The following is a 21,767-nucleotide window of genomic DNA, read 5'->3' on the forward strand; positions in this document are numbered from 1 at the left end:
AGAGTCACGATGGAAATTCTCGCCACGATCTGGTTCGTCCTCATCGTCGTGCTGTGGACGGGATACCTGTTCCTCGACGGATTCGACCTCGGTGTGGGCATGCTCCTGCCTTTCCTGTCCCGCAAGGAGCGCGGCAAGCGCGTGCTGCTGAACACCATCGGACCGGTCTGGGACGGCAATGAGGTCTGGCTGATCACGGCCGCCGGAGCGATGTTCGCCGCGTTCCCCCACTGGTACGCCTCCCTGTTCTCCGCCCTCTACATTCCGCTGACACTGGCGCTTGTGAGTCTGATCTTCCGCGCCGTGTCGATCGAGTACCGGGGCAAGGGACACACACAGGCCTGGCGATCGTTCTGGACCTGGGCGATGGCCATCGGCTCGGCCGGCACCGCCTTCTGCATCGGGGCGATGCTCATGATCACGACCACCGGGCTGCCGCTGAACAGCCACGGAGACATCATCGGCGGACCATTCGCCTGGGTCTCCTGGCCGGCGCTGCTCGGAGGACTGGGCGGACTCGGGTTCACACTCGTCCACGGACTCCTGTTCCTCGGGCTCAAGACGCAGGGCGACATCCGAGCCCGAGCCAGGCGGTGGGCCACACGGGCCATGCTGCCGGCGGCCGTGCCCTTCCTCATCTGGTTCGCGCTCTCGATCACCCACCGCGTCTGGCTGGTGATCCCTGTGCTCATCGGCCTCGCCGCCCTCATCGCCGCCTTCGTCGCGGTGCGCGCCGCGGCCGAGAAGCGGGCGTTCGTCCTCCACGGGATCCACCTCGTGGCCGGGTTCGCCGCGGTGTTCGCCGGCGCCTATCCGAACGTGCTGCCCTCGAGCCTGGATCCGGCGAACTCGCTGACGATCGCTTCGGCATCGTCGTCGGACTACACGCTGACCGTGATGCTCATCGTCACCGTGATCATCCTGCCGGTGATCATCGCCTACCAGACCTTCAGCTACCGCATGTTCCTGGACCGCATCGCCGAGACCCACATCCCCGAGGCGCATCGGGTGCCGGTGGCGATCCATTCGTGACCTCGCCGCTGTCGATTCTGCTCGAACTGCCGTCCGGCCGGCGGGGGCTCGGCCTGTCCGTCTTCTCCGCTCTGGCCCGCGCGGTGGGGATCGTGCTCATCGCCGAGGCGGTCGTCCGGGCGATCATCGGCCACAGCGATCCGGGCGTGTGGGTCGTCCTCGGCCTCCTCGGCGCCGGACTGCGCGGCGGCGGACTCTGGCTCGACCGCCGTCTGGGCACCGGACTGGCCGCCGAATCCAAACAGGGACTGCGGGCGGGGATCCTGTCCGCACTGCTGCGCGGACGCGGTCGGCCGAGAACCGCGACGGCCGTGACCGTCACCCGCGGCATCGACGACCTCGACGACTACTTCACCACGGTGCTGCCGGCACTGAGCGCGGCGGCCGTGGTGCCCGTGGTCCTGCTCGTGCGGATCGTCTTCAGCGATGTGCTCTCCGCCGTCATCGTCGCGGTCTGCCTGCCGTTGGTGCCGCTGTTCATGGTCCTCATCGGTCGCTACACCGCCGAATCGACGACCCGGACGATCAGAGCGCTGGAACGGCTGTCCGATCATCTGGCCGAACTCGCCGAGGGCCTGCCGGTGCTCATCGGCCTCGGCCGCTCCCGCGATCACGCGCGACGTCTGCGCGAACTCGGTGAGCGCTACCACCAGGCGAACCTCACGACCCTGCGCATCGCGTTCCTGTCGAGTCTCGCGCTCGAACTCATCGCCACGATCTCGGTCGCCCTCGTCGCCGTGGTCATCGGCCTGCGACTGGTCAACGGCACGATGGATCTGAGCTCAGGGCTGCTCATCCTCCTCATCGCCCCCGAATGCTTCACCCCTCTGCGCGAACTGGGCTCGGGATTCCACGCCAGCGAGAACGGCCGCGAAGCACGCAGCCGAGCGCAGACGCTGCTGAGCGAGGCAGAAGCCTCGGCACGGACGCAGACCGAGTCCGGGAGCCGACGGCCGCCGGGGGAGCGGAGTCAGCATGTCGTCTACGGCGACGGCACCGCGATCTCCTGGACGGATCGGATCGGCACGGGTCCGGGGGTGACCACGGTCAGCGGTCGGTCGGGAACCGGGAAGACGACCGTGCTCACGGCCCTCATCGGCGGCCTGCCCGCCGACGCCGACACGACCGTCACCCCCGTGAGAGCCGCCTATGTGCCGCAGACGCCGCGCATGTTCGCCGCCGCCATCGGCGCCGAGCTCGAACTCTTCGGACTCGATGGCCGGCAGGCCGAACGGGCACTGGCCGCGGCCGGGCTGCCCACGGATCCGCTGACGGCGACCGCGGCGCTGAGCCCCGGGCAGCAGCGACGGCTGGCGCTGGTGCGGGTGCTGCACCGCCTCGGCGATGGGGCCGATGTGCTCGTCCTCGACGAACCCACCGCCCATCTCGATGCCGACAACGCCGGCATCGTCATCGACATGATCGCCGAGGCGGCCGCCTCCCACCGTGTGATCCTGGCCAGCCATGACGAGCGTGTGAGGGCTCTGGCCGAAACCGAGATCCGACCGATCCGAACCCGGGAGCCGGCCCCGAACGACAGCGATCCGGCAGCGGGTGAGCGGCCGGACGCATCCGCGGCGAAGGAGCGGGAGGAGCCCGCGGCCGAGGGGCGGGATGCGTCGAAGGCTGCGAGGCAGGACGCTCCTCGGGCCGAGACCACGGCCGGTGGGCTCGATTCGGCGATGCTGTGGGAGGACGAGTCCGGTGCCGACCACAGCGTGGAGACGAAGGCCGCGGCGCTGCGACGCAGATGGTCGATCCTGCGCTCGAGCCTGCCGCTGCTCAACCCCACGATGGCTCTGGCCGCGCTGAGCGCCTGCGCCTCCAGCCTGGCCGCGATCGCCCTCACCGCTGTCTCCGCCTGGCTCATCGTCGAGGCCTCCTACCAGCCGCCGATCATGCTGCTCATGGTCGCCATCGTCGGGGTCCGCTTCTTCGGACTCTCCCGCTCGGTGCTGCTCTACGCCAGCCGTCTCAAACTCCATTCGGCGATCTTCGCCGCCCTCACCCGACTCCGCACGAGCCTGTGGGAGCACTTCGAACGAGTCGGTATGAGCGACCGGAAGCTGCTGACCTCGGACTCGGCCCTGAGAGCCATGGTCGCCGATGCCGATGACGTCCGCGATCTCGTTCCGCGCACACTGTTCCCGCCGCTCGTATCGGCCATGGTCGTTCTGGGCGTGTGCATCACCGCGACTCTGCTCGATCCGGGATCGCTGCCGTGGTTCCTCCTGCTCGGCGCGGTGAATCTCATCGTGCTCGCGAGCATCGTCATCAGCGCCGAGAGCAGGCTGGCCCGAGGCATCCGGGACGACCGCAACCGGATCCTGTCGGTGCTGACCCGGGCGCTGAACGCCAAGGACGATGTCCACGCCAACGGTGCCGACGCACAGGTCCTCGGTCTGCTGTCCCGACTGGAGGCCGGCCTCGAGGCGAAGCAGGCGGCCTCGGCCCGGAACTTCGGGCTGGCCCATCTGTGGCTGCAGCTGAGCACCGTCGGCACGGCCATGGTGCTCGCCGCCACCTCGCCGGCGTCCACGGAGATCCTCGCGGTGCTGGCGCTCATGGCCTTGGGCCTGAACGAGGTCTTCGCCTCGAGCCTCGAAGCCTTCCGGCAGATGCCGGGGCTGGCCGCAGCGCTGGACAGTCTGCCCGACCCCGGTGCGTCCGCATCCGCACAGCAGGCCGTCGAAGAGACGACCGCGCCGTCTGCGGACCGGCTGTCGGACCAGGAGTCCGGAGACGATCTGCTGCCCGCAGCTGAGCGCATCGAAGCACTCGACCTCAGAGCGATCACCGTGGGCTGGGAGGCGACACCGGTGATCGACGGGCTCGATCTGCATGCCGAACGCGGTGGATGGACCCTGCTCTGCGGGGACAGCGGCACCGGCAAGTCGACGAGCCTCAGCGTCCTCCTGCGCTTCCTCGACCCGTGGGCCGGCAGCTACACCGCTCGGGGCACACAGGACACGATCGTCGATATGCTCACCCGGGCCCCGGCCGATCTGGTCGGACGGATCGCCTGGTGCCCGCAGGAGGCGCACATCTTCCGCTCCACCGTCCGCGGGAATCTCGCTCTCTCCCAGCAGACGGTCCCGGGCGACGAGGACATGGTCGCCGCTCTGCATGCGGCGGGTCTGGACGAGTGGGCCGATGCCGAAGGACTCGACCGGTGGGTCGGCGACCACGGTTCGGAGGTCTCCGGCGGTCAGAGACAGCGCCTGGCCGTGGCGCGGACGCTGCTGACCGGTGCCGATGTCATCGTCCTCGACGAGCCGACGGCGCACCTGGACGATGAGACCGCGAACCGAGTCATCGACGACCTGCGCAGGAACCTCGTCTCACGCACCGTGGTCATGGTCACTCACGACCGCCGTCTCATCACCGACGACGACACCGTCGTCGACCTCGGCGAACGACCGGAGAACACTGCGGCCGCAGAATCGGTCAGTCTCGCTTCGACCCGAACATGATCTCGTCCCAGCTCGGGATCGAGGCACGGGAGTTCTTCTTCGACTTCGGCTTCGCCTCCTTCGCCGCGGCGGCCTCCCGGTGCGAATCATCGCTGACACCGGGCTCATTGAGCAGCGAGAGCTGATTCTCGTCATCGAAGACGCCGACCTTCTCCGTCGGCTCCTGCGGATCCTCGGGGGCCGGGGCGGCGTCCTCGAACGCGAAGACCTCGTCATCGGTCGCCGCCGCCGGCTGCCCCGGCGCGGTGTGAGCGCCCTGCGGGTGAGTCTCAGGATCCTCGGTCACCGCACGCAGACGGGTCCGCGGCTCCTCCTCGGAATGACGGCGCTTGCGCAGGTTCTCCAGAATGCGGCCGGTCTCGGCCTGATGGTCACGTGCCTGCTGCGACGGAGCCGTTCCTTCTGGCTGACGGGTCGGGGCCTCGGGCGAGACGGAATCGGAGGCGGGCTCGGCCGGGAAGACATCGACTTCCTCGGTGTTCCTCTGCCGTTCGGCACCGCTGCCGTAGTTCGGGATCGGACCGGTGTCGGTCGGGCCCGAATCGGCGAGCCATTTGGCCTCATCGTCGATCGGGGTCAGCGAACGACGGTAGTAATGCCAGCTGGCGGTCCGGATCCGATCAGCTGCGGTGAAGCTGAGTTGGACGTACCAATTGCCGTCCTGCTGCTTCCAGGAGTCCCATTCCATCGTCTCGATGTCGACATCGCGCATGGCCAGCCGCTCCTGGCAGAGTTCGATCAGCGGCGTCGGCTCGCCATTGGGATCGTGATCGGAGTAGATCGGATGGCGACTGGCGAGATAGGCCGTGCGAGAGCGTTCGGCCATCGCCGGACCCTCATAGGTGCGCACATAGTCGATATCGGCACCGGTGGAGGCCACGACCTCCTCGGCGTCCATGCCTCCGCGGATCATGGCCTGGATGTCCTTGGGACGCACCGGAGTCTCGGATTTGGGCTGGGTGCGCTCCCGGCGCACCGCGGCAATGAGAGCTTCATCGACGACGACTCGGTACTGAAGCCCGTTCTCGTCGTTCAACAGCAGATGAGTGCCATCCGCGTTGACTCCGTTCAAGATCAGTTCACGCATGCCATAAGCTCCTTTATCGCGTCTCAATGGCATCGTGTCACGTTCGGCGCGGCGAGTCGGGCAGATTTGCGCGCGAGTCGCGAAATCACGGGCCGGTCCGGGCCTCGGAGACCTGAAATGTGGACTCGATCACGTAGGATGTCCGAGGCCAGGGGGAGGGAGCCTTCTGCGGCCAGGGGGTCTGAACCGTGAGTGGGTATGACTCACTGTGCGGACATCGGGGCCCGAAGCTCTACAGCCTGTAAAATCAGGAGCGTGAATAAGACTGCACCCATCGATGCCCTGATCCTCATGTCATTCGGAGGACCGGAGGCCCCAGAAGAAGTTGTCCCCTTCCTTCGCAACGTCACCGCCGGCCGCGGAATCCCCGAGGAGCGACTCGAGGAGGTGGGGGAGCACTACTTCGGCTTCGGAGGCAAGTCGCCGATCAATGACCAGAACAGAGCCCTGCTGTCGGCTCTGCGCGGCGAGCTCGACCGGCGCGGGATCGACACGCCGCTGATCTGGGGCAACCGCAACTGGGACCCCTATCTCACCGATGAGGTGCGGACCCAGGCGCAGGAGGGACGCACCCGATTCCTGTCGATCGACACCTCCGCGTATTCCTCATACTCCTCGTGCCGGCAGTACCGGGAGGACTTCGCGAAGACGATCGAGACCCTGGCCGGCGAAGGCCTCGAGGTGTCGATCGACAAGATCCGCCAGTTCTACAACCACCCCGGCTATGCCGACGCCTGCGCGGCTCGCCTCGACGACGGCCTCGCCGACTTCCGCACGCAGGTCGGTGAGTTCGACGCCGACAAGCACCGCATCCTCTTCGTCACCCATTCGATCCCCAACGTCATGCAGGACGCCTCGGCAGTGGCCACCAACGGCTACCTCACCCAGCACGAGGAGCTCATGGCGGAACTCCTGGGCCGACTGGACGAGGCCGAGCGGCTGCCCGCCGAGCTCGTCTACTGCTCCCGCTCCGGGCCCCCGGAGGTTCCGTGGCTCGAACCCGATGTCAACGACCGGATGACCGAACTCGCCGAGGAGGGGGTGACCGGTGTCGTGCTCGTGCCCATCGGCTTCATCTCCGACCATATGGAGGTCGTGTACGACCTCGACACCGAAGCGAAGGAGACCGCCGACGGGCTCGGCTTCGCCTTCACGCGCGTGGGTACAGTCGGCACGCATGAGGCCTTCGTGTCCGGTCTCGTCGATCTCGTCGAGGAGCGCATCGGCCAGCTGCGCGGCGAGGAGGTCGAGACTCCGGCCCTGCCGGGAACGACGCCGCTGGTGCCCGGAAGCGGGGCCTGCAGCATCGACTGCTGCCGCGGTCGCATCGATCGCGCCGTCTACCCGACCTGGGAGACCGTGAGCTGAGCGAGGCCGCTGAATGCACAGAGCCCTCCTCACCGTTTCGGTGGGGAGGGCTCTTCGTGGACCAGGCGGTCGATCGCCGCCTGGAATCGGAGGGCGAGGCTCAGAGCTCCTCTGGGCTGGGAATGACGGGCAGAGCGCCCGTCTCGGCCTGGATCACCTCGGCGATGGGGCCGGTGTCGACATCATTTCGGCCGGCCAGTTCCATCAGGTTCTGCAGGTCGTCGATGAGATTCTCAACCAGGAAGTCATCCCCGGCGGACCGGGCCTCGTGAATGCGATGACGGACATCATCGATTCGGGTGTCGAGTTGATCTGCGAATTCACTCATTGTGGATCCGTCCTTCCTCGGGCCGCCTCCGGAGGGGACGAACCCGGTCATCTACCGGCAGGTCGTGCTGTCGGTGCTGTCCATCACAAGCATTCTTGCAGAGCTTTTCGAGAACTCTATGTGTGGCCGACTTATGCCGACAGGCTCGTGATGAGAATCACCGCAACGGGTCTTCATTCCATCTTGCCAACGGCAAGCATACAGTGCACAATGCTGGGGACACATCACGCGGGAGGATATTATAGTCCTCCTCAGCATCCCCTGGACAGAGAGCGATGAGGCCATATGGCAACAGATTACGACGCACCTCGCAAGCAAGACGATGAGATCAAGAGCGACTCGATCGAAGAGCTCAAGGCTCAGCGTTCGCAGGCGCAGGCGAGCAAGATCGACGAGGACGAGACCGCGGTAGCCGAAGGCTTCGAGCTGCCGGGCGCTGACCTGTCGAACGAAGAGCTCTCCGTTCGCGTCCTGCCCAAACAGAACGATGAGTTCACCTGCATGGAGTGCTTCTTGGTCCGGCATCGGTCGCAGCTTGCGAGCGAAGAGGGCGGAGTCCCCATCTGCACGGACTGTGCAGGCTGAGTCGCTTCTCTTTCCCCACAGAACTGCGCGCCCGACGAAGCGTCGGGCGCGCAGTTCTGTTCTCGGCCGGAGTCGATCTCGCCCGGGCTGCTCAGTCGTGGACGTGGGCTGCTCGGCCGCGGGCGGTCTCAGCCGTTGAGGGCCTCGGCCAGCTGTCTCGGGTGACGTGTGGAGACCAGCCAGTAGGGTGTGGGGTCGTCGGCATCGTCGATGTCGATGCGCACCGCGTCCTTCGCCCAGGGACGGATCTTGAGGAAGGCGCGGGCGTCGAGATCGACTCCGCGAGCCTTCTGCGCCGCCTCGCCTTCGTAAGCGGTCGCTGCTGTGACGAACTTCCGGTCGATGTGGGCTTCGCCGACGAAGAGCTGGCGTTCGGTGACGATGATCGTCACGGTCAGCGAATTCAGCCACCACGCGAACAGGACGAAGCTGACGACGGGCAGAACGATCATGCCGAGCTTCCAGACGGGCAGGACCATGAGCGCAGTCGAGGCCGCTGCCACTGCGACGAGGATCCACATACCGACCGAAGGACGGACCTTCTCCTGATAGACCACATGGGTGCCGGATTGCATTGTTGCCATGGGGCCATTGTCCCACAGCAGATGTTTTGGCCACGCTCAGACTTCGGCGTTAGAGTGCATCTTTGTGACCGAAACCCTCAAGATCGACCTTCAGCTCCTCGACGCGGGCACGAGCGCACCGGCCTACGCGCATGCGGGCGACGCCGGTGCCGACCTGTGCTCGACGATCGACTTCGTGCTCGAGCCCTTCGAACGCCGTGTGGTGCCCACAGGCATCGCGATCGCCCTGCCGATCGGCTATGCGGCCTTCGTCCACCCGCGCTCGGGCCTGTCGAGCAAGCACGGGGTCACCGTCGTCAACGCACCGGGCACCATCGATGCCGGCTACCGTGGCGAGATCCGGGTTCCGCTGATCAACCTCGACGCGAAGACCCCGCTGCGTGTGGCCCGCGGTGATCGCATCGCCCAGTTGGTGATCCAGAGGATCGCACACGCCGACTTCAACCTCGTCGAAACACTTGACGACAGCGACCGCGGGGCCGGAGGATTCGGATCCACCGGCGGCCTCGACGCCGCTCTCAGTGAAAAGGAGAAGTGAGGACTCATGGGACTGTTCTCCAGATTCAAGAAGACCACGCCGCAGACCGATGATGACGGCGTCCTCGACGACGAGCTGAACGAGGACGACGAGCGCGGGGCCGGCACGGCCGAATCGGACGCCGCCGAGGCTGTCGACGCCGCCGACGAGGAGGCGGAGACGGACGAGGACGAGGCGCTCTTGGAGAAGTCCGCCCCCTTCGATCGCTCGGAGAAGGGTCCGTTCGACATCTCCGAGGACTACCCGGAGCACGATCGGCTCGACCTCGGGGCCCTCAAGGTGCCTGTCGTCGACGGAATGCAGGTGCGCCTGGACACCGATGACGATTCCCAGCGCGTGCTGGCCGTGACCCTCATCCACGAAGGCGGAGGCATCCAGCTCCAGGCCTTCGCGACTCCGCGCTCCGAGGGACTGTGGAACACCGTGCGCCAGCAGCTGCGCGAATCAGTCTCCGCCCAGGGCGGCGAATCGGACGAGCTGCACACCTCTCTCGGCAAGGAACTGGCCATCGAGGTCCCGGCGAAGACCGAATCCGGCAAACCGGGCAAGAGGGTCATGCGCTTCGCCGGCATCGACGGACCGCGCTGGTTCGTCCGCGCCGTGTTCTCCGGCAAGGCCGTGACGGACGACGAGATCCGAGCCGAACTGTCGGCCCTCTTCCGCGGGGTCGTCGTCGACCGCGGCGAGGAGGCCATGGCGCCCAGGGAGCTCATCGCCCTGACCGCCCCGCAGGTCGGCGGCGATGAGGAAGAGGAGAAGAAGGACGAGGACGAACTCAATCCCTTCGAGCGCGGCCCCGAGATCACAGAGGTCCGCTGACCGGGGATGCTCGAGCTCATCACCCGCCTCGTGCGCGACTTCGGTTCCCGCGATGCGGAAGCCCGAGCCGATCTGCGTCTGGTCAGCCAGATCCCGGGGGTCATCCCGGTCGAGGCGCTCGAAGCTCGCAAGACCGCCCGCATCGCCGGAGTCGTCTCCGCCCTGACCCAGTCGTGCAGCGCCGACAGTCCTCGACTCGACATCACCGTCTCCGACGGCACCGGCCAAGCTCGTGCCCAATTCCTCGGCCGACGTGAGATCAGCGGCATCCGTCCCGGCGCCCTGATCGTCCTCGAGGGCCGGTTCTGCGGCAGCGACGGAGAGCTGCTCGCCCGCAATCCCGTCTACGAGCTGGTGCAGACGCGGGAGGACACCGAGGACTGAGCGGTCCCTGCGCTTCAGCCCGTCTCCTCGCCCGGCGCCGCAGTCTCCTGGAGCAGCGCCAGCAGGGCGGCCTCCTGATCGGGGGAGGAGAGGAAGAACAGCTCGTCGCCGGCCTCGATGACATCATCGGCGCTGGGGGCGAACGCCCGCGAATTGCGGATGACGGCCACCAGCACCGTGTCCAGCGGGAAGGTGATGGTGCCGATGCGCTGGGCCACGAGCGCGGCTGTCTCATGCACGGTGAACTCGAGCAGGCCTGCCTGTCCGCGTTCGAAGCTCATCAGATGCACGAGACCGCCGACCTCGACGGCCTCCTCGACCAGGGAGGTCATCAGGCGCGGAGTCGACACCGCGACATCGACGCCCCAGTTGTCGTCGAAGAGCCATTCGTTCTTCGGGTTGTTCACCCGCGAGACCGTCCGCGGAACCCCGAACTCGGTCTTGGCCAGCAGCGAGAGCACGAGGTTGGTCTTGTCATCACCGGTCGCGGCCACGACGACATCGGCCTCCTCGAGACCCGCCTCGGCGAGTCCGGCCAGCTCGCAGGCGTCGGAGAGCAGCCATTCGGCGCCGGGGACGCGCTCGTGGCCCAGCGCCTCCTTGCTCTGGTCGATGAGGAGGACCGAATGGTCTTTGTCGATGAGCTCCCTGGCCACCGAGCGGCCGACGGAGCCGGCTCCGGCGATGACGACCCTCATTCTTCTTCCTCTCGCACGGGCTGATCGAGGATCCGCTCGATCTCGCCGAGGCGGTCGACCGGACACATGAGATGGACGAGGTCGCCGTCCTGGACGAGGAGATCCTCATGGGCGACGATGCCTTCGGACAAGCGGGTGACATAGGCCACGCGTGCTCTGGTCCGGGATTCGATGTCGCGGATCGGGCGGGCCACCCAGCTGGGATCGAGATGCACCTCGGCGAGGACGAGATTGCCCGAGGGCTCACGGTACTCGGTGATCGACCCCTGCGGGACGAGTTTGCGCATCACCTGCTCGGCCGTCCACCGCACGGTGGGCACCGTGGGAATGCCGAGGCGTTCGAACACCTGCGCCCGATCGGGGTCGTAGATGCGGGCGGCGACATTCTTCACCCCGAAGGTCTCCCGGGCAACACGCGCGGCGAGGATATTCGAATTGTCCCCGCTCGAGACCGCGGCGAAGGCGAAGGCCTCGGCGGTCCTGGCCTGGGACAGGGTCTCCCGGTCGAAGCCGACCCCGGTGATCGTCGAGCCGCTGAAATCACGACCGAGCTTGAGGAACGCGTCCGGGTCCCGGTCGACGACGGCGATGGAATGCCCATTCGCGTCGAGGGCCTTGGCCAGGGACGTCCCGACTCGGCCGCAGCCCATAATCACGAAGTGCATGGGTCTTCCTCTCCGCAGTGATCTACCATTGGTTGCCGTGGCCAGCAGTTTTTCCGATGCCGTCAAAAGACTACTCGTTGGACGGCCCTTCCGCAGTGAGGACAGGCGCGCGCCGGCGCTGAAGAAGCGCATCGCGATGCCCGTCTTCGCCTCCGACATGCTCTCATCGGTGGCCTATGCTCCCGACGAGATCCTCCTGGCCCTGTCCCTGACCTCGCTCGTGGCCCTGACCGTCGCCCCCTGGATCGGCGTGGCCGTTGGCCTGGTCATCCTCGTCATCGTCGCCTGCTACCGCATCAACGTCCGGGCCTACCCGTCCGGGGGCGGTGACTACGAGGTGGCCTCGAAGAACCTCGGCTCCGGTGCCGGCCTCGTCGTCGCCGCGGCCCTGCTGGTCGACTATGTGCTCACCCTGGCCGTGTCGATGACCGTCTTCGCCGCCTACATCACCACGGCCTTCCCGCTGCTGGCGCCCTATCGGGTGCCGGTGGCCATCGTCGGCATCCTGCTCATCACCCTCGCCGGTCTGCGCGGATCGCGGGCGACGCCGATGCTGCTGGCCGTGCCGACCTACCTCTTCCTCGGTGCCGTGTTCCTGACCATGTGCGTCGGCCTCGTCCGGGTCGGCACCGGCGACACGCCGCATGCGCGCACGGCCGACTACACGGTCGTCCACAGCGGAATCGGCGATGAGGCGACGCTGGGGCTGGCCACGGTGCTCATCGTCCTGCGCGCCTTCTCCTCCGGGTCCGTGGCGCTGGCCGGTGTGCAGACCGTGGCCACGGCGGTGCCGGCATTCAAGAAGCCGCGCGGGAAGAACGCCGGCAACACCCTGCTGCTGTCCGGTCTGCTCGCCGCCCTGATGCTCACGGGACTGACCTACCTCGCCTCGGTCACCGGCATCAAGTACGTCGACGATCCGCACCTCTACCTGGTGCGCGGCGACGGCAGCCCCATCAGCGCCGAATACGAACAGGAGCCGGTGCTGGCACAGCTGGCGCACGCCGTCTTCGACGATGCTCCGGTGATGTTCTACATCGTCGTCCTCATCACCGCGCTCGTGCTCATCGTCGCCGCCAACACCGCCGTCGAGGGCTTCCCCGGACTGGCCTCCCGGCTGGCCAGGGACGAGTTCCTGCCCAAGCAGCTGGCGACGAAGGGCGACCGGCTGACCTTCTCCAACGGCATCCTGCTGCTGGCCGCCGCGGCCATCGTGCTGGTGGTGGCCACGAACGCCTCGGCGACCACCCTGATCCAGCTCTACCTCGTCGGCGTCTTCGCAAGCTTCGTCCTCGGCCAGGCGGGAATGGTCGTGCACTGGCGGAAACGGCTGCGTCTGGTCATCGACTCCAAGACCAGACTGCGGATGCACCTCAACCGCATCATCAACGCCGTCGGCTGCGTGCTCGCAGCCGGAGTGCTCATCGTCGTCATCGTCTCGAAGTTCGTCGCCGGGGCCTGGCTGGCCGTGGTCGCGATGGCCGGTCTCTACCTCGTCATGGGCGCCATCCACCGCCATTACGCTCGAGTGGCCCGGGAACTGGCACCGGACGCGGATGCGACCACCCGGACCATTCCGTCGAACACGCACGCCATCGTCGTCGTCGCCGAGATCGACAAACCCACGATGCGGGCCCTGTCCTATGCCCGGGTGACCCGGTCGAGCCAGCTCGAAGCGGTCACCGTGGCCGTCGACGAGGACGCCGCCTCGACCCTGCAGAAGAAGTGGAACGACATGGAGCTGCCGGTGCCGCTGACGGTCCTCGGCTCTCCCTATCGGGAGCTCGTCCGCCCGCTCCTGGCCCACATCCTCGCCATCCGCCGACGCTCGCCGCGCGATCTCGTCATCGTCTACATCCCGCAGTTCGTCGTGGGACGCTGGTGGGAGCACATCCTGCACAACCAGGTGGCACTCAAACTCCGCACCCGACTGCTGCTCGTGCCCAACGTCGTCGTGGTCTCCGTACCCTGGCGGCTGAAGTCCTTCTCCCGCCAGTACGGAGGAGATGGGCCCGATTCCGACACCATGCTCTACAGACAGGCCTAGACACCCATGAGCGACACCACGGTCCCCGCCCGGGAGCTGACCCTCGACATCGAGTCCCCGGCCGCAGGCGGCACGAGCATCGCCCGCCACGACGGTCAGGTCGTCTTCGTCTCCGGGGGGCTGCCCGGCGAGCGAGTGCGAGCGGTCACCGAGGCGGGTCCGCCAGCGAAATTCCTCCGCGCCCGGGTCACCGAGGTGCTCGAGGCCTCGGCACTTCGCGTCCCCGACCGGCGCCTCGCCTTCGCCGCGCCGGGAGAGTCGGCGCAGACCGATGTCCTGGCCGCCGGGGCGCCTCGGGCCGAGGTCTCCGGAGCTGATGCCACGGGGGCCGACGCCTTGGGAGCCGGATTCGGCGGGATGGAGTACGCCCATGTCGATCTGGCCGGGTCCCGAGACCTCAAGGCCGAAGTGCTCTCCGACCAGCTGGCCCGCATCGGCCACATCGACCGCGACGTCGAGGTCCGGCCCGCGCCGGGGGAGACCGACGGCACCGATTGGCGCACTCGGGTGCAGCTGGCGGTCGATGCCGAAGGGCGGGCCGGCATGCTCGCCCCGCGCTCGCACGACGTGGTCCCCCTGACGAGACCGCCATTGGCCGTCGGTGCCCTTCACGATCTCGAACTCGGCGGGCTGCGTCTGCCCGGTCTGCGCCGACTCGAATTCGCCTGGGCCGGCGACCACGGGGCCCTCATCGCCCGCGGCAGCCCCTCCCCGCAGGTGCTCGACGAACTCGAGGCCTGGCTGCCGAGGTCCTTCTCACTGCTGACCGAGGCCGAAGACAGCGGGGCCGGTGGTGGCGATCGCGGCCGCCAGGCACGTGGCAGCCGGCGCGGGCCTCGGCGATCAGGCGGTGCGAGGCTGCGTGCCGTCCGAGGCGGGCCCACCCTGACCGAGACCGTCGACGGCCGGGACTTCGCCGTCGCTGCCGACGGATTCTGGCAGGTCCACCGGCAGGCACCGTCCCTGCTCAGCGGCGAAGTCGTTCGGGCACTTCCCGATACCGTCGACTCGATCACCGACCTCTACTGCGGGGTCGGGCTGCTCGGCATCACGGCGGCCCGGGCCGAAGGGGCACCGCTGTTCGGGGTCGAAGGGGTCGGGACGGCGATCGCGCATGCTCGAGACAATGCGGTCGATCTCGAAGCCGAGTTCCTCGTCCGCCGAGTCGATCGGGCCCGTCTGCCCGACTCCGATGTCATCATCCTCGACCCGCCGCGTGCGGGGGCGGGAAAGGCGGTCACCTCGGCGCTGATCGGATCCGCGGCCCGCACGATCGTCTACGTCTCCTGCGACTCCGCGACCCTGGCGAGGGACCTGGCCCGGCTGACGGACGGGGGATTCGCGATCGAGAGTCTGACCGGCTTCGACCTGTTCCCACTGACCGCGCATCTGGAGACCGTCACCGTCCTGCGACGGTGACGGCGGGGCGAGGGAAGGTCAGGCGGCGGTTCGGCGGGGGAGGAGGACGAGGACGATGAGGGCGATGAACGTCGTGAGGAATCCCCACAGCCCCCACCAGCCCGACGATCGGCCCTTCTCCTTGGCGATCGAGTTGCAGATGACGGCGAAGATGATGCCGACGAGCAGGGCGCCGAAGCCGAACCCGGCGCCGAGTGTGAACGGGTCCATGTGATCTCCTCGAAGGCGTTGGCCTGGTCCGATGATGACGTCGCTGCAGTCTTCACAGTAGGCGGCGACGGACTCTCGCGTCCCTGGTGATGACCGGAGGCCGGGCGGGGGAAAACCTCAGCGGCGAGTTTCGACCGGCCGTGTGCCTCGGTGGTCAAAGGCACTCGGATGCGATAGAATTTATCTTGACGTCAAGATACTTTTGGAAACATATGTGTCGCGTAAATCGGTGCGCGGCGCAAGGGCTTGCCCGGTTTCTTGGATGAGTGTCAGATGAAACAGGAGAATCACGATGAGCAACGTCGATACGTTCAAATCGAAGAGCACCCTGACCGTGGGCGATAAGGATTATGAGATCTATCGCCTCGACAAGGTCCCAGGGTCCGAGAAGCTTCCCTTCAGCCTCAAGGTGCTGTTGGAGAACCTGCTGCGCACGGAAGACGGCGCGAACATCACTTCGGAGCATATCGAGGCCCTCGGCAGCTGGGATCCCAGCGCCGAACCGGACACCGAGATCCAGTTCACCCCGGCCCGCGTGGTGATGCAGGACTTCACCGGTGTGCCCTGCATCGTCGACCTCGCCACGATGCGTGAGAAGGTCGTCGAACTCGGTGGCAGCCCGGACCAGGTCAACCCGCTGGCTCCGGCCGAGCTGGTCATCGACCACTCGGTGCAGATCGACCGCTTCGGCACCGCCGACGCCGTCGAACTGAACATGGACATCGAATACCAGCGCAACGGTGAGCGCTACCAATTCCTGCGCTGGGGCCAGACCGCCTTCGAGGACTTCAAGGTCGTGCCCCCGGGCATGGGCATCGTCCACCAGGTCAACATCGAGCACCTGGCTCGCGTGGTCATGCCGCGCGAGGTCGACGGAGTCCTGCGCGCCTACCCGGACACCCTGGTCGGCACCGACTCGCACACCACCATGGTCAACGGCCTCGGTGTGCTCGGCTGGGGCGTCGGCGGCATCGAGGCAGAGGCCGCCATGCTCGGCCAGCCCGTGTCGATGCTCATCCCGCGCGTCGTCGGCTTCAAGCTCACCGGCGAGATCCCCTCCGGCGTGACCGCGACCGACGTCGTGCTCACGATCACCGATATGCTCCGCCAGCACGGTGCCGTCGGCAAGTTCGTCGAGTTCTACGGCAACGGTGTGGCCGAGGTGCCGCTGGCCAACCGCGCCACGATCGGCAATATGAGCCCCGAGTTCGGATCGACGGCCGCGATCTTCCCGATCGACGAGGTCACCATCGACTACCTCAAGCTCACCGGCCGCTCGGACGAGCAGATCCAGCTCGTCGAGGAGTACGCGAAGGCCCAGGGACTGTGGCACGATCCGAGCCGGGAAGTCGAGTACTCCGAGTACCTCGAACTCGACCTCTCGACCGTGGTGCCCTCGATCTCCGGCCCGAAGCGCCCGCAGGACCGCATCGAACTCTCCGATGCGAAGAACCAGTTCGCCAAGGACATCCACAACTACGCCGCACCCGGCGAGGAGAACAAGTCCGTGGACGTCACCACTGCCGACGGACGCAACTTCGAGCTGGCCAACGGTGCCGTGGCGATCGCATCGATCACCTCGTGCACCAACACCTCGAACCCCTCGGTGATGATGGCCGCAGGCCTGCTGGCCCGCAACGCCCGCAAGCGCGGACTCAACTCGAAGCCGTGGGTGAAGACCTCGATCGCACCGGGTTCGAAGGTCGTCACCGAGTACTACAACAAGGCCGGCCTGATCGACGATCTCGAAGCGCTGAACTTCTACATCGTCGGCTACGGCTGCACGACCTGCATCGGCAACTCGGGCCCGCTGGATTCGGAGATCTCGAACAGCATCCAGGACAACGACCTCTCGGTCACCGCAGTGCTGTCGGGCAACCGCAACTTCGAGGGCCGCATCAGCCCCGATGTGAAGATGAACTACCTGGCTTCGCCTCCGCTGGTCATCGCCTACGCGCTGGCCGGAACCATGGACTTCGACTTCGCCAACCAGCCGCTGGGCAAGGATTCGGACGGCGTCGACGTCTACCTGGCCGACCTGTGGCCCTCGCCGGAGGAAGTCGAGTCCGTCATCGCGGAGTCGATCTCGACCGATATGTTCGACAACGAGTACGGTCGGATCTTCGACGGTGACGAGCGCTGGCAGCAGCTCGACACCCCCGAAGGCAAGATCTTCGAGTGGGACGAGGACTCGACCTACGTGCGCAAGCCCACCTTCTTCGACGGCATGGGGCTCGAGCCCGAGCCCGTCGAGGACATCAAGGGCGCCCGCGTGCTCGCGAAGCTCGGCGACTCGGTGACCACTGACCACATCTCGCCGGCAGGTTCCTTCAAGGCCGACACCCCGGCCGGCAAGTACCTCGTCGAGCACGGTGTGCAGCGCAAGGACTTCAACTCCTACGGCTCGCGCCGCGGCAACCACGAAGTCATGATCCGCGGAACGTTCGCGAACATCCGCCTGCAGAACCAGCTCCTCGACGGAGTCCAGGGTGGCTTCACCCGCGACTTCACGCAGGAGAACGGTCCGCAGACGACGATCTACGACGCCTCTGTGAACTACCAGGCCGCCGGCATCCCGCTGGTCGTCCTCGGTGGCAAGGAGTACGGCTCGGGATCCTCGCGTGACTGGGCCGCCAAGGGCACGAAGCTGCTCGGCGTCGAGGCCGTCATCGCTGAGAGCTTCGAGCGCATCCACCGCTCGAACCTCATCGGCATGGGCGTCCTGCCGCTGCAGTTCCCCGCCGGCGAGTCGGCTGAGTCGCTCGGGCTCGACGGCACCGAGACCTTCTCCATCGAAGGCGTCACGGAGCTCAACGAGGGCACGACCCCGGCCACTGTCAAGGTCACGGCGACGAAGGACGATGGCACCAGCGTCGACTTCGACGGTGTGGTCCGCATCGACACACCCGGTGAGGCCGACTACTACCGCAACGGCGGCATCCTGCAGTACGTGCTTCGCCAACTTAGCGGTAGTTGATAAATTGCTGGAAAACGAGCATCTTAAGTTGTGCAGACTACATGCTTCGATAGCGATTCTAAAGCTGTTTGGGTGACACGCTGCGGTAGCTGTTAGAGATTCTCATTAAGTCCGTGCCCCGCCAAGCCTCGGTTTGGCGGGGCACGTTCGTTTGCGATGTGGTTGGCGTGTAGTTTGCTGCTCCGAGGAGAAGAGACCATCTCTGCCATTCTTCATATCCGACGCAGAATGGTTGTCGAGCCGATGGGCAACACTAACACCAGGCGAGCAATCAGCTGGTTCTTGCTGGCTATGTGGTCGTTGGCGCTGTTTTAGGGGTGGGCGCTCAGACACGGGCACGATGAGCAATATGTCGAGCCCTGAATCGTTCACTCAGGGGCTTTCGGTCACTCCGTCAGCCCCTTACCTCCGCTAAGTCCCGAGTCCTTTCGTTACCTGCATTGCGCGCAGCACGACATTCGGGTGGCCTTCGGGCGCTAACCGTGGTGACGAGACGTTCTCTTGTCCGTACTCTCGCTTCGGAGCTATCTCTATGCCTTTCGCTCACTATCTTCTCGCCCTGGTGGTCTTTGCCATGGGTACTTCCGAGATCATGCTCGCGGGCCTCGTGTCCGACATCTCCATCTACTTCGGCTTTTCTTTTGGCACTGCTGGTCTCCTGCCATCGGCGTTCGTCGTAGGGATGGTGATCGGCGCACCTGCGATGGCCGTGCTTACTGGGCGCTTCCCTGTAAAAGTGACACTCTTGGGTTGCGCCATACTATTCGCGCTGTCCCATGTCGTCGGGGTACTCACGCCTGACTTCTCTGTCCTGTTCATCACTCGCGTGGTCGCGGCGATCGTCAATGCAGGACTTTTAGCGGTTGTGCTGAGTGCGGCAACGAAACTCGTGGCACCCGACGCCAAAGGTCGGGCAATGGCATATCTCCTGGCCGGTTCCACGTTGCCACCGTCACAGGCGGTCCCGCGGGTGCCCTGCTTGGCGCAGCGTTCGGTTGGCAATCGACGTTCTGGGCGATCGCTCTAGTCTGTGTCCCCGCCGCGGTCGGCATTGCAACGGGCTGCACCGATCAGACTGTCGAATCGTCAAGGGAGGAGCCGCCCTCGACCTCGTTGCGTATGGAACTGGCCCAACTTGCTTCCATGCGCCTCGTTGTGACTATGCTGCTGCCTGCGCTAGTGAATGCGGGTACATTCGCGATCCTGACTTTCATTGCGCCGATCGTTACGGAAACCGCCGCCTCGAGCCAGTGGTGGGTATCGGCGGCGCTTGTGCTTTTCGGCGTCGGTTCCTTCGATGTGGTCACTATCGCTGGTCGGCTTTCGGACGCCCGACCGAGAGCCGTCATCGCAACAGGTGCACCTATAATGGCGGGGTCGTACGCGACCGCGGCACTCAATGTCGGCGCAGCGGCCGGTCCCGTCCTCGCCGCTGCCGCGCTCCGTGTGATGCCCGGCGCGCTTGGGCCCGTATGGGTGGCCGTAATCGTCACCGCAGCGGCAGTGCTGCTCGTTCTGACCCTTCTTCGGCTAATCTCCCTCGCGAATACCGAGGTGCTCAGGCGGCACACACAAACTTGCCCATGACTATCGAAGTCAGGCGAAGGCTCGTCGAGCATTTTCGGACTGGCCTCCCGCGATCATCACCGACGACATCGCGAATGCCATTAAACGCACTGCGAAGGTGCTATAGATGCACCTGATCGAGGATCACATCCGCCATCAGTATGCCTCTGATGTCTGGTTGAGCGACGCCGTCGAATATCTGCACTGGGACGACATGCCATACACGGGCCCCGAGCTGATCGCGGACTTCATCGCCATGCCCTTGTAAGGCGAGAGGGCGCAGGGCTTAGCGACTTCAGTGGGTTCAAGTGGAGTGATATCGCGGACGGCACTAGCTGCGCCGACGACCTGTCGAGCCTAGAGACGCTGTATTTCGAGGGGATCACTGGCATACTTGCATCATGAAGCTGGCGGCTGCGCGGCCGGGGACGGCCCTTAAGATCAAGGCTCGGGAACTCGACTTCTCGTTTTATCCGATGACCAGGACGAACAGACGCTGGGGCATTCATTCGGTGCTCTACGCTGCGGATCCATGGGCTATTGTGACCGGTAGCGTGGTTGAGTCGGTGAAGCTGCAAAGTGAGCGTGACGCCGCGGTTTCCTTTGTTCGCCAGGCGCGCGAGTACTTCACCGCTGCCGAGAGAGCGGCTAGTATTGAGACACGTCTGAGGCTACCCTCGAATAGTGGACACCCAAGTTAGCGGGATTCGCAGTCCTGCTGGAAGGATGTTCAATATGTCAGATCAGAAGCGCCAGCGGCGCTCTTACACCCCGGAGTATCGGATCGAGGCGGCGAATCTCGTCATCGACACCGGCAGGTCCATCGCCGCGGTGGCCAAGGAAATCGGAGTCGGTGAACAGACCCTGGGCACCTGGGTCAAAGCCGAGAAGCACCGACGCCGCGGCGACGGTGAGCCCACGGGCCCGTTGAACGAGGGCGAACGGGCTGAACTGGCACGGTTGAGGCGGGAGAACTTCGATCTGAAACAGGACAACGAGTTTTTGGGAAAAGCAGCCGCCTTCTTCGCGTCGAAGCCTCGAAACAAGAGAAATTCGAACTGATGGATTCGGAGAAGGCTCACTACGCGATTCGCCGGATGGCCAGGCTCCTCGAGGTGACGAAATCTGGGTACTACGCATGGAAGAAGCGTCGGCAGACCGGACCATCGAAACGTGCCAGAGCGCAACGGAGCCTGGATGGGCACGTCGCAGAGATCCACGCGGACTCTGATGGCGTCTACGGGGCACCACGGGTGGCAGCGCAACTGGCTCGACAAGGCGTGAGCGTGGACGAGAAGACGGTCGCGGCCTCGTTGCGCAGGCAGGGCCTTGAAGGCATCAGCCCGCGCCGGTTCAAACCGGTGACGACTCTGCCGGGGGTGGCGACTCATCACATTCCGGACCTCGTGAAACGGGTCTGGGACCGAGGTGAGTTGGATGCTGTGTGGATCAGCGATATTACGTATCTGCGCACCTGGGAGGGGTTCGTGTACTTATGTGTGATCCGCGATGGGTGCTCACGTCGAGTGCTTGGTTGGGCGATGGATGCCAGGCAGGATTCTGACCTCGTGGAACGGGCGTTGAGGATGGCTCATACGTTGCGAGAGCTGGTTCCAGCTGACGTCATTTTTCATGCCGACAAAGGAGCGCAGTACACGTCGTCGCAGTTGCATCAGGCGTCTGTCGAGTTGGGTTTGACGCAGTCGGTGGGCCGGACTGGAGTGTGTTGGGATAACGCGATGTCGGAGTCGTTCTGGTCGTCGTTGAAAACGGAGTTCTTCGAGCGGCGAGTCTGGCAGACCCGGGCCGAGGCAATGCGGGAAGTCGCTCGTTGGATCGAGGTGGTCTATAACCGGCGGAGGTTGCATTCGGCGTTGGGGATGGTTCCGCCGGTGGAGTTCGAGGAGAAGTTCTGGGCCGAGCAGAGTGCTGGTCGGGTTCAGGAGGAAGCGTCGACGCAGGCTGCGTGACGTGGTTCACGTGTCCA

At 65.7% G+C, this 21,767-nt stretch carries 18 protein-coding genes and 1 pseudogene; 13 read left to right on the plus strand and 6 right to left on the minus strand.

Translation table 11 applies throughout. The features are described from left to right. Nucleotides 1-9: 9 nt before the first annotated feature. Both cydB and cydC read left to right on the plus strand, forming a co-directional pair. Nucleotides 10-1,032 (plus strand): cytochrome d ubiquinol oxidase subunit II, encoded by a 1,023-nt coding sequence (gene cydB, locus IG171_RS05365; RefSeq protein ID WP_212130416.1) that lies wholly within the window; start codon nucleotides 10-12, stop codon nucleotides 1,030-1,032. Beyond that, nucleotides 1,029-4,505, plus strand: coding sequence for a thiol reductant ABC exporter subunit CydC (cydC, locus tag IG171_RS05370; RefSeq protein WP_212130418.1), 3,477 nt, complete (start codon nucleotides 1,029-1,031; stop codon nucleotides 4,503-4,505). The genes cydB and cydC overlap by 4 nt, the downstream gene beginning before the upstream one ends. On the opposite strand, the gene sepH is transcribed toward cydC, so the two are convergent. Continuing rightward, nucleotides 4,480-5,592 carry a septation protein SepH gene (gene sepH, locus IG171_RS05375; RefSeq protein ID WP_212130420.1) on the minus strand — a complete coding sequence of 371 codons (1,113 nt, stop codon included), beginning with the start codon at nucleotides 5,590-5,592 and terminating at the stop codon, nucleotides 4,480-4,482. The two genes, cydC and sepH, sit on opposite strands and share 26 nt — an antisense overlap. 255 nt (nucleotides 5,593-5,847) lie before the next feature. On the opposite strand from sepH, the gene IG171_RS05380 reads away from it, so the two are divergent. After that, nucleotides 5,848-6,960 carry a ferrochelatase gene (locus IG171_RS05380; protein WP_212130422.1) on the plus strand — a complete coding sequence of 371 codons (1,113 nt, stop codon included), beginning with the start codon at nucleotides 5,848-5,850 and terminating at the stop codon, nucleotides 6,958-6,960. Nucleotides 6,961-7,060: 100 nt separating this feature from the next. Here IG171_RS05380 and IG171_RS05385 read toward each other — a convergent pair whose 3' ends face one another. Beyond that, the gene (locus tag IG171_RS05385; RefSeq protein ID WP_092013122.1) at nucleotides 7,061-7,288 is read right to left on the minus strand and encodes a hypothetical protein; all 228 of its coding nucleotides are present in this window, start codon (nucleotides 7,286-7,288) and stop codon (nucleotides 7,061-7,063) included. A gap of 285 nt (nucleotides 7,289-7,573) precedes the next feature. On the opposite strand from IG171_RS05385, the gene IG171_RS05390 reads away from it, so the two are divergent. Continuing rightward, nucleotides 7,574-7,873, plus strand: a complete 300-nt coding sequence (locus IG171_RS05390; RefSeq protein WP_212130424.1) for a DUF4193 domain-containing protein — start codon at nucleotides 7,574-7,576, stop codon at nucleotides 7,871-7,873. A 128-nt stretch (nucleotides 7,874-8,001) separates the two neighbouring features. On the opposite strand, the gene IG171_RS05395 is transcribed toward IG171_RS05390, so the two are convergent. After that, nucleotides 8,002-8,457, minus strand: coding sequence for a DUF3093 domain-containing protein (locus IG171_RS05395; RefSeq protein WP_212130426.1), 456 nt, complete (start codon nucleotides 8,455-8,457; stop codon nucleotides 8,002-8,004). A 64-nt stretch (nucleotides 8,458-8,521) separates the two neighbouring features. Here IG171_RS05395 and dut point away from each other — a divergent pair, with 64 nt between their 5' ends. The 3 genes from dut to IG171_RS05410 are packed head-to-tail and all read left to right on the plus strand — an operon-like array spanning nucleotide 8,522 to nucleotide 10,198. After that, the gene (dut, locus tag IG171_RS05400; protein WP_249204100.1) at nucleotides 8,522-8,995 is read left to right on the plus strand and encodes a dUTP diphosphatase; all 474 of its coding nucleotides are present in this window, start codon (nucleotides 8,522-8,524) and stop codon (nucleotides 8,993-8,995) included. A 6-nt stretch (nucleotides 8,996-9,001) separates the two neighbouring features. Next, complete coding sequence (locus IG171_RS05405; RefSeq protein WP_212130430.1) at nucleotides 9,002-9,814, plus strand: DUF3710 domain-containing protein; 813 nt, start codon at nucleotides 9,002-9,004, stop codon at nucleotides 9,812-9,814. A 6-nt stretch (nucleotides 9,815-9,820) separates the two neighbouring features. Further along, complete coding sequence (locus tag IG171_RS05410) at nucleotides 9,821-10,198, plus strand: OB-fold nucleic acid binding domain-containing protein (RefSeq protein ID WP_212130432.1); 378 nt, start codon at nucleotides 9,821-9,823, stop codon at nucleotides 10,196-10,198. A 14-nt stretch (nucleotides 10,199-10,212) separates the two neighbouring features. On the opposite strand, the gene IG171_RS05415 is transcribed toward IG171_RS05410, so the two are convergent. Further along, a complete protein-coding gene (locus tag IG171_RS05415; RefSeq protein WP_212130434.1) occupies nucleotides 10,213-10,896 on the minus strand; it encodes a TrkA family potassium uptake protein in 684 nt (227 codons plus the stop codon). After that, a complete protein-coding gene (locus tag IG171_RS05420) occupies nucleotides 10,893-11,561 on the minus strand; it encodes a TrkA family potassium uptake protein (RefSeq protein WP_212130436.1) in 669 nt (222 codons plus the stop codon). Before IG171_RS05420 ends, IG171_RS05415 begins: the two co-directional genes overlap by 4 nt. Before the next feature lie 37 nt (nucleotides 11,562-11,598). Between IG171_RS05420 and IG171_RS05425 the strand changes: the two genes are divergently transcribed. Together IG171_RS05425 and IG171_RS05430 are read left to right on the plus strand one after the other, a co-directional pair. Next, a complete protein-coding gene (locus tag IG171_RS05425; protein ID WP_349252141.1) occupies nucleotides 11,599-13,608 on the plus strand; it encodes an APC family permease in 2,010 nt (669 codons plus the stop codon). Nucleotides 13,609-13,614: 6 nt separating this feature from the next. Beyond that, the gene (locus IG171_RS05430) at nucleotides 13,615-15,027 is read left to right on the plus strand and encodes a TRAM domain-containing protein (RefSeq protein ID WP_212130438.1); all 1,413 of its coding nucleotides are present in this window, start codon (nucleotides 13,615-13,617) and stop codon (nucleotides 15,025-15,027) included. A gap of 18 nt (nucleotides 15,028-15,045) precedes the next feature. Here IG171_RS05430 and IG171_RS05435 read toward each other — a convergent pair whose 3' ends face one another. Continuing rightward, the gene (locus IG171_RS05435; RefSeq protein ID WP_212130440.1) at nucleotides 15,046-15,237 is read right to left on the minus strand and encodes a hypothetical protein; all 192 of its coding nucleotides are present in this window, start codon (nucleotides 15,235-15,237) and stop codon (nucleotides 15,046-15,048) included. Nucleotides 15,238-15,529: 292 nt separating this feature from the next. On the opposite strand from IG171_RS05435, the gene acnA reads away from it, so the two are divergent. The 4 genes and pseudogenes from acnA to IG171_RS05455 all read left to right on the plus strand — a co-directional run bounded on the left by acnA (nucleotide 15,530) and on the right by IG171_RS05455 (nucleotide 21,750). Beyond that, entirely contained in the window at nucleotides 15,530-18,214 is a 2,685-nt protein-coding gene (gene acnA, locus IG171_RS05440; protein WP_212130442.1) for an aconitate hydratase AcnA, read from the plus strand. A gap of 592 nt (nucleotides 18,215-18,806) precedes the next feature. Further along, nucleotides 18,807-19,801: pseudogene (locus IG171_RS05445) on the plus strand (MFS transporter). 106 nt (nucleotides 19,802-19,907) lie between these two features. After that, on the plus strand, nucleotides 19,908-20,048 hold the full coding sequence (locus IG171_RS05450) for a hypothetical protein (RefSeq protein ID WP_212130444.1): 141 nt from the start codon (nucleotides 19,908-19,910) through the stop codon (nucleotides 20,046-20,048). Nucleotides 20,049-20,515: 467 nt separating this feature from the next. Then, a protein-coding gene (locus IG171_RS05455) for an IS3 family transposase (RefSeq protein ID WP_212128014.1) occupies nucleotides 20,516-21,750 on the plus strand; the annotation gives its coding sequence in 2 pieces (ribosomal slippage) (nucleotides 20,516-20,798 and nucleotides 20,798-21,750; 1,236 coding nt in all). Nucleotides 21,751-21,767 lie beyond the last annotated feature (17 nt).

The organism is Brevibacterium sp. SMBL_HHYL_HB1 (genome assembly GCF_018208375.1).
GTDB classification, from domain to species: domain Bacteria; phylum Actinomycetota; class Actinomycetes; order Actinomycetales; family Brevibacteriaceae; genus Brevibacterium; species Brevibacterium intestinavium.

Excerpts from the sequence above, each read along its gene's own strand:
- IG171_RS05430 (WP_212130438.1), top strand. The coding sequence starts at position 13,615 with ATGAGCGACACCACGGTCCCCGCCCGGGAGCTGACCCTCGACATCGAG.
- acnA (WP_212130442.1), top strand. The coding sequence starts at position 15,530 with ATGAGCAACGTCGATACGTTCAAATCGAAGAGCACCCTGACCGTGGGC.
- IG171_RS05390 (WP_212130424.1), top strand. The coding sequence starts at position 7,574 with ATGGCAACAGATTACGACGCACCTCGCAAGCAAGACGATGAGATCAAG.
- IG171_RS05395 (WP_212130426.1), bottom strand. The coding sequence starts at position 8,457 with ATGGCAACAATGCAATCCGGCACCCATGTGGTCTATCAGGAGAAGGTC.
- IG171_RS05420 (WP_212130436.1), bottom strand. The coding sequence starts at position 11,561 with ATGCACTTCGTGATTATGGGCTGCGGCCGAGTCGGGACGTCCCTGGCC.
- sepH (WP_212130420.1), bottom strand. The coding sequence starts at position 5,592 with ATGCGTGAACTGATCTTGAACGGAGTCAACGCGGATGGCACTCATCTG.
- IG171_RS05415 (WP_212130434.1), bottom strand. The coding sequence starts at position 10,896 with ATGAGGGTCGTCATCGCCGGAGCCGGCTCCGTCGGCCGCTCGGTGGCC.
- IG171_RS05385 (WP_092013122.1), bottom strand. The coding sequence starts at position 7,288 with ATGAGTGAATTCGCAGATCAACTCGACACCCGAATCGATGATGTCCGT.
- IG171_RS05410 (WP_212130432.1), top strand. The coding sequence starts at position 9,821 with ATGCTCGAGCTCATCACCCGCCTCGTGCGCGACTTCGGTTCCCGCGAT.
- IG171_RS05435 (WP_212130440.1), bottom strand. The coding sequence starts at position 15,237 with ATGGACCCGTTCACACTCGGCGCCGGGTTCGGCTTCGGCGCCCTGCTC.
- cydB (WP_212130416.1), top strand. The coding sequence starts at position 10 with ATGGAAATTCTCGCCACGATCTGGTTCGTCCTCATCGTCGTGCTGTGG.
- IG171_RS05405 (WP_212130430.1), top strand. The coding sequence starts at position 9,002 with ATGGGACTGTTCTCCAGATTCAAGAAGACCACGCCGCAGACCGATGAT.
- IG171_RS05450 (WP_212130444.1), top strand. The coding sequence starts at position 19,908 with ATGCACCTGATCGAGGATCACATCCGCCATCAGTATGCCTCTGATGTC.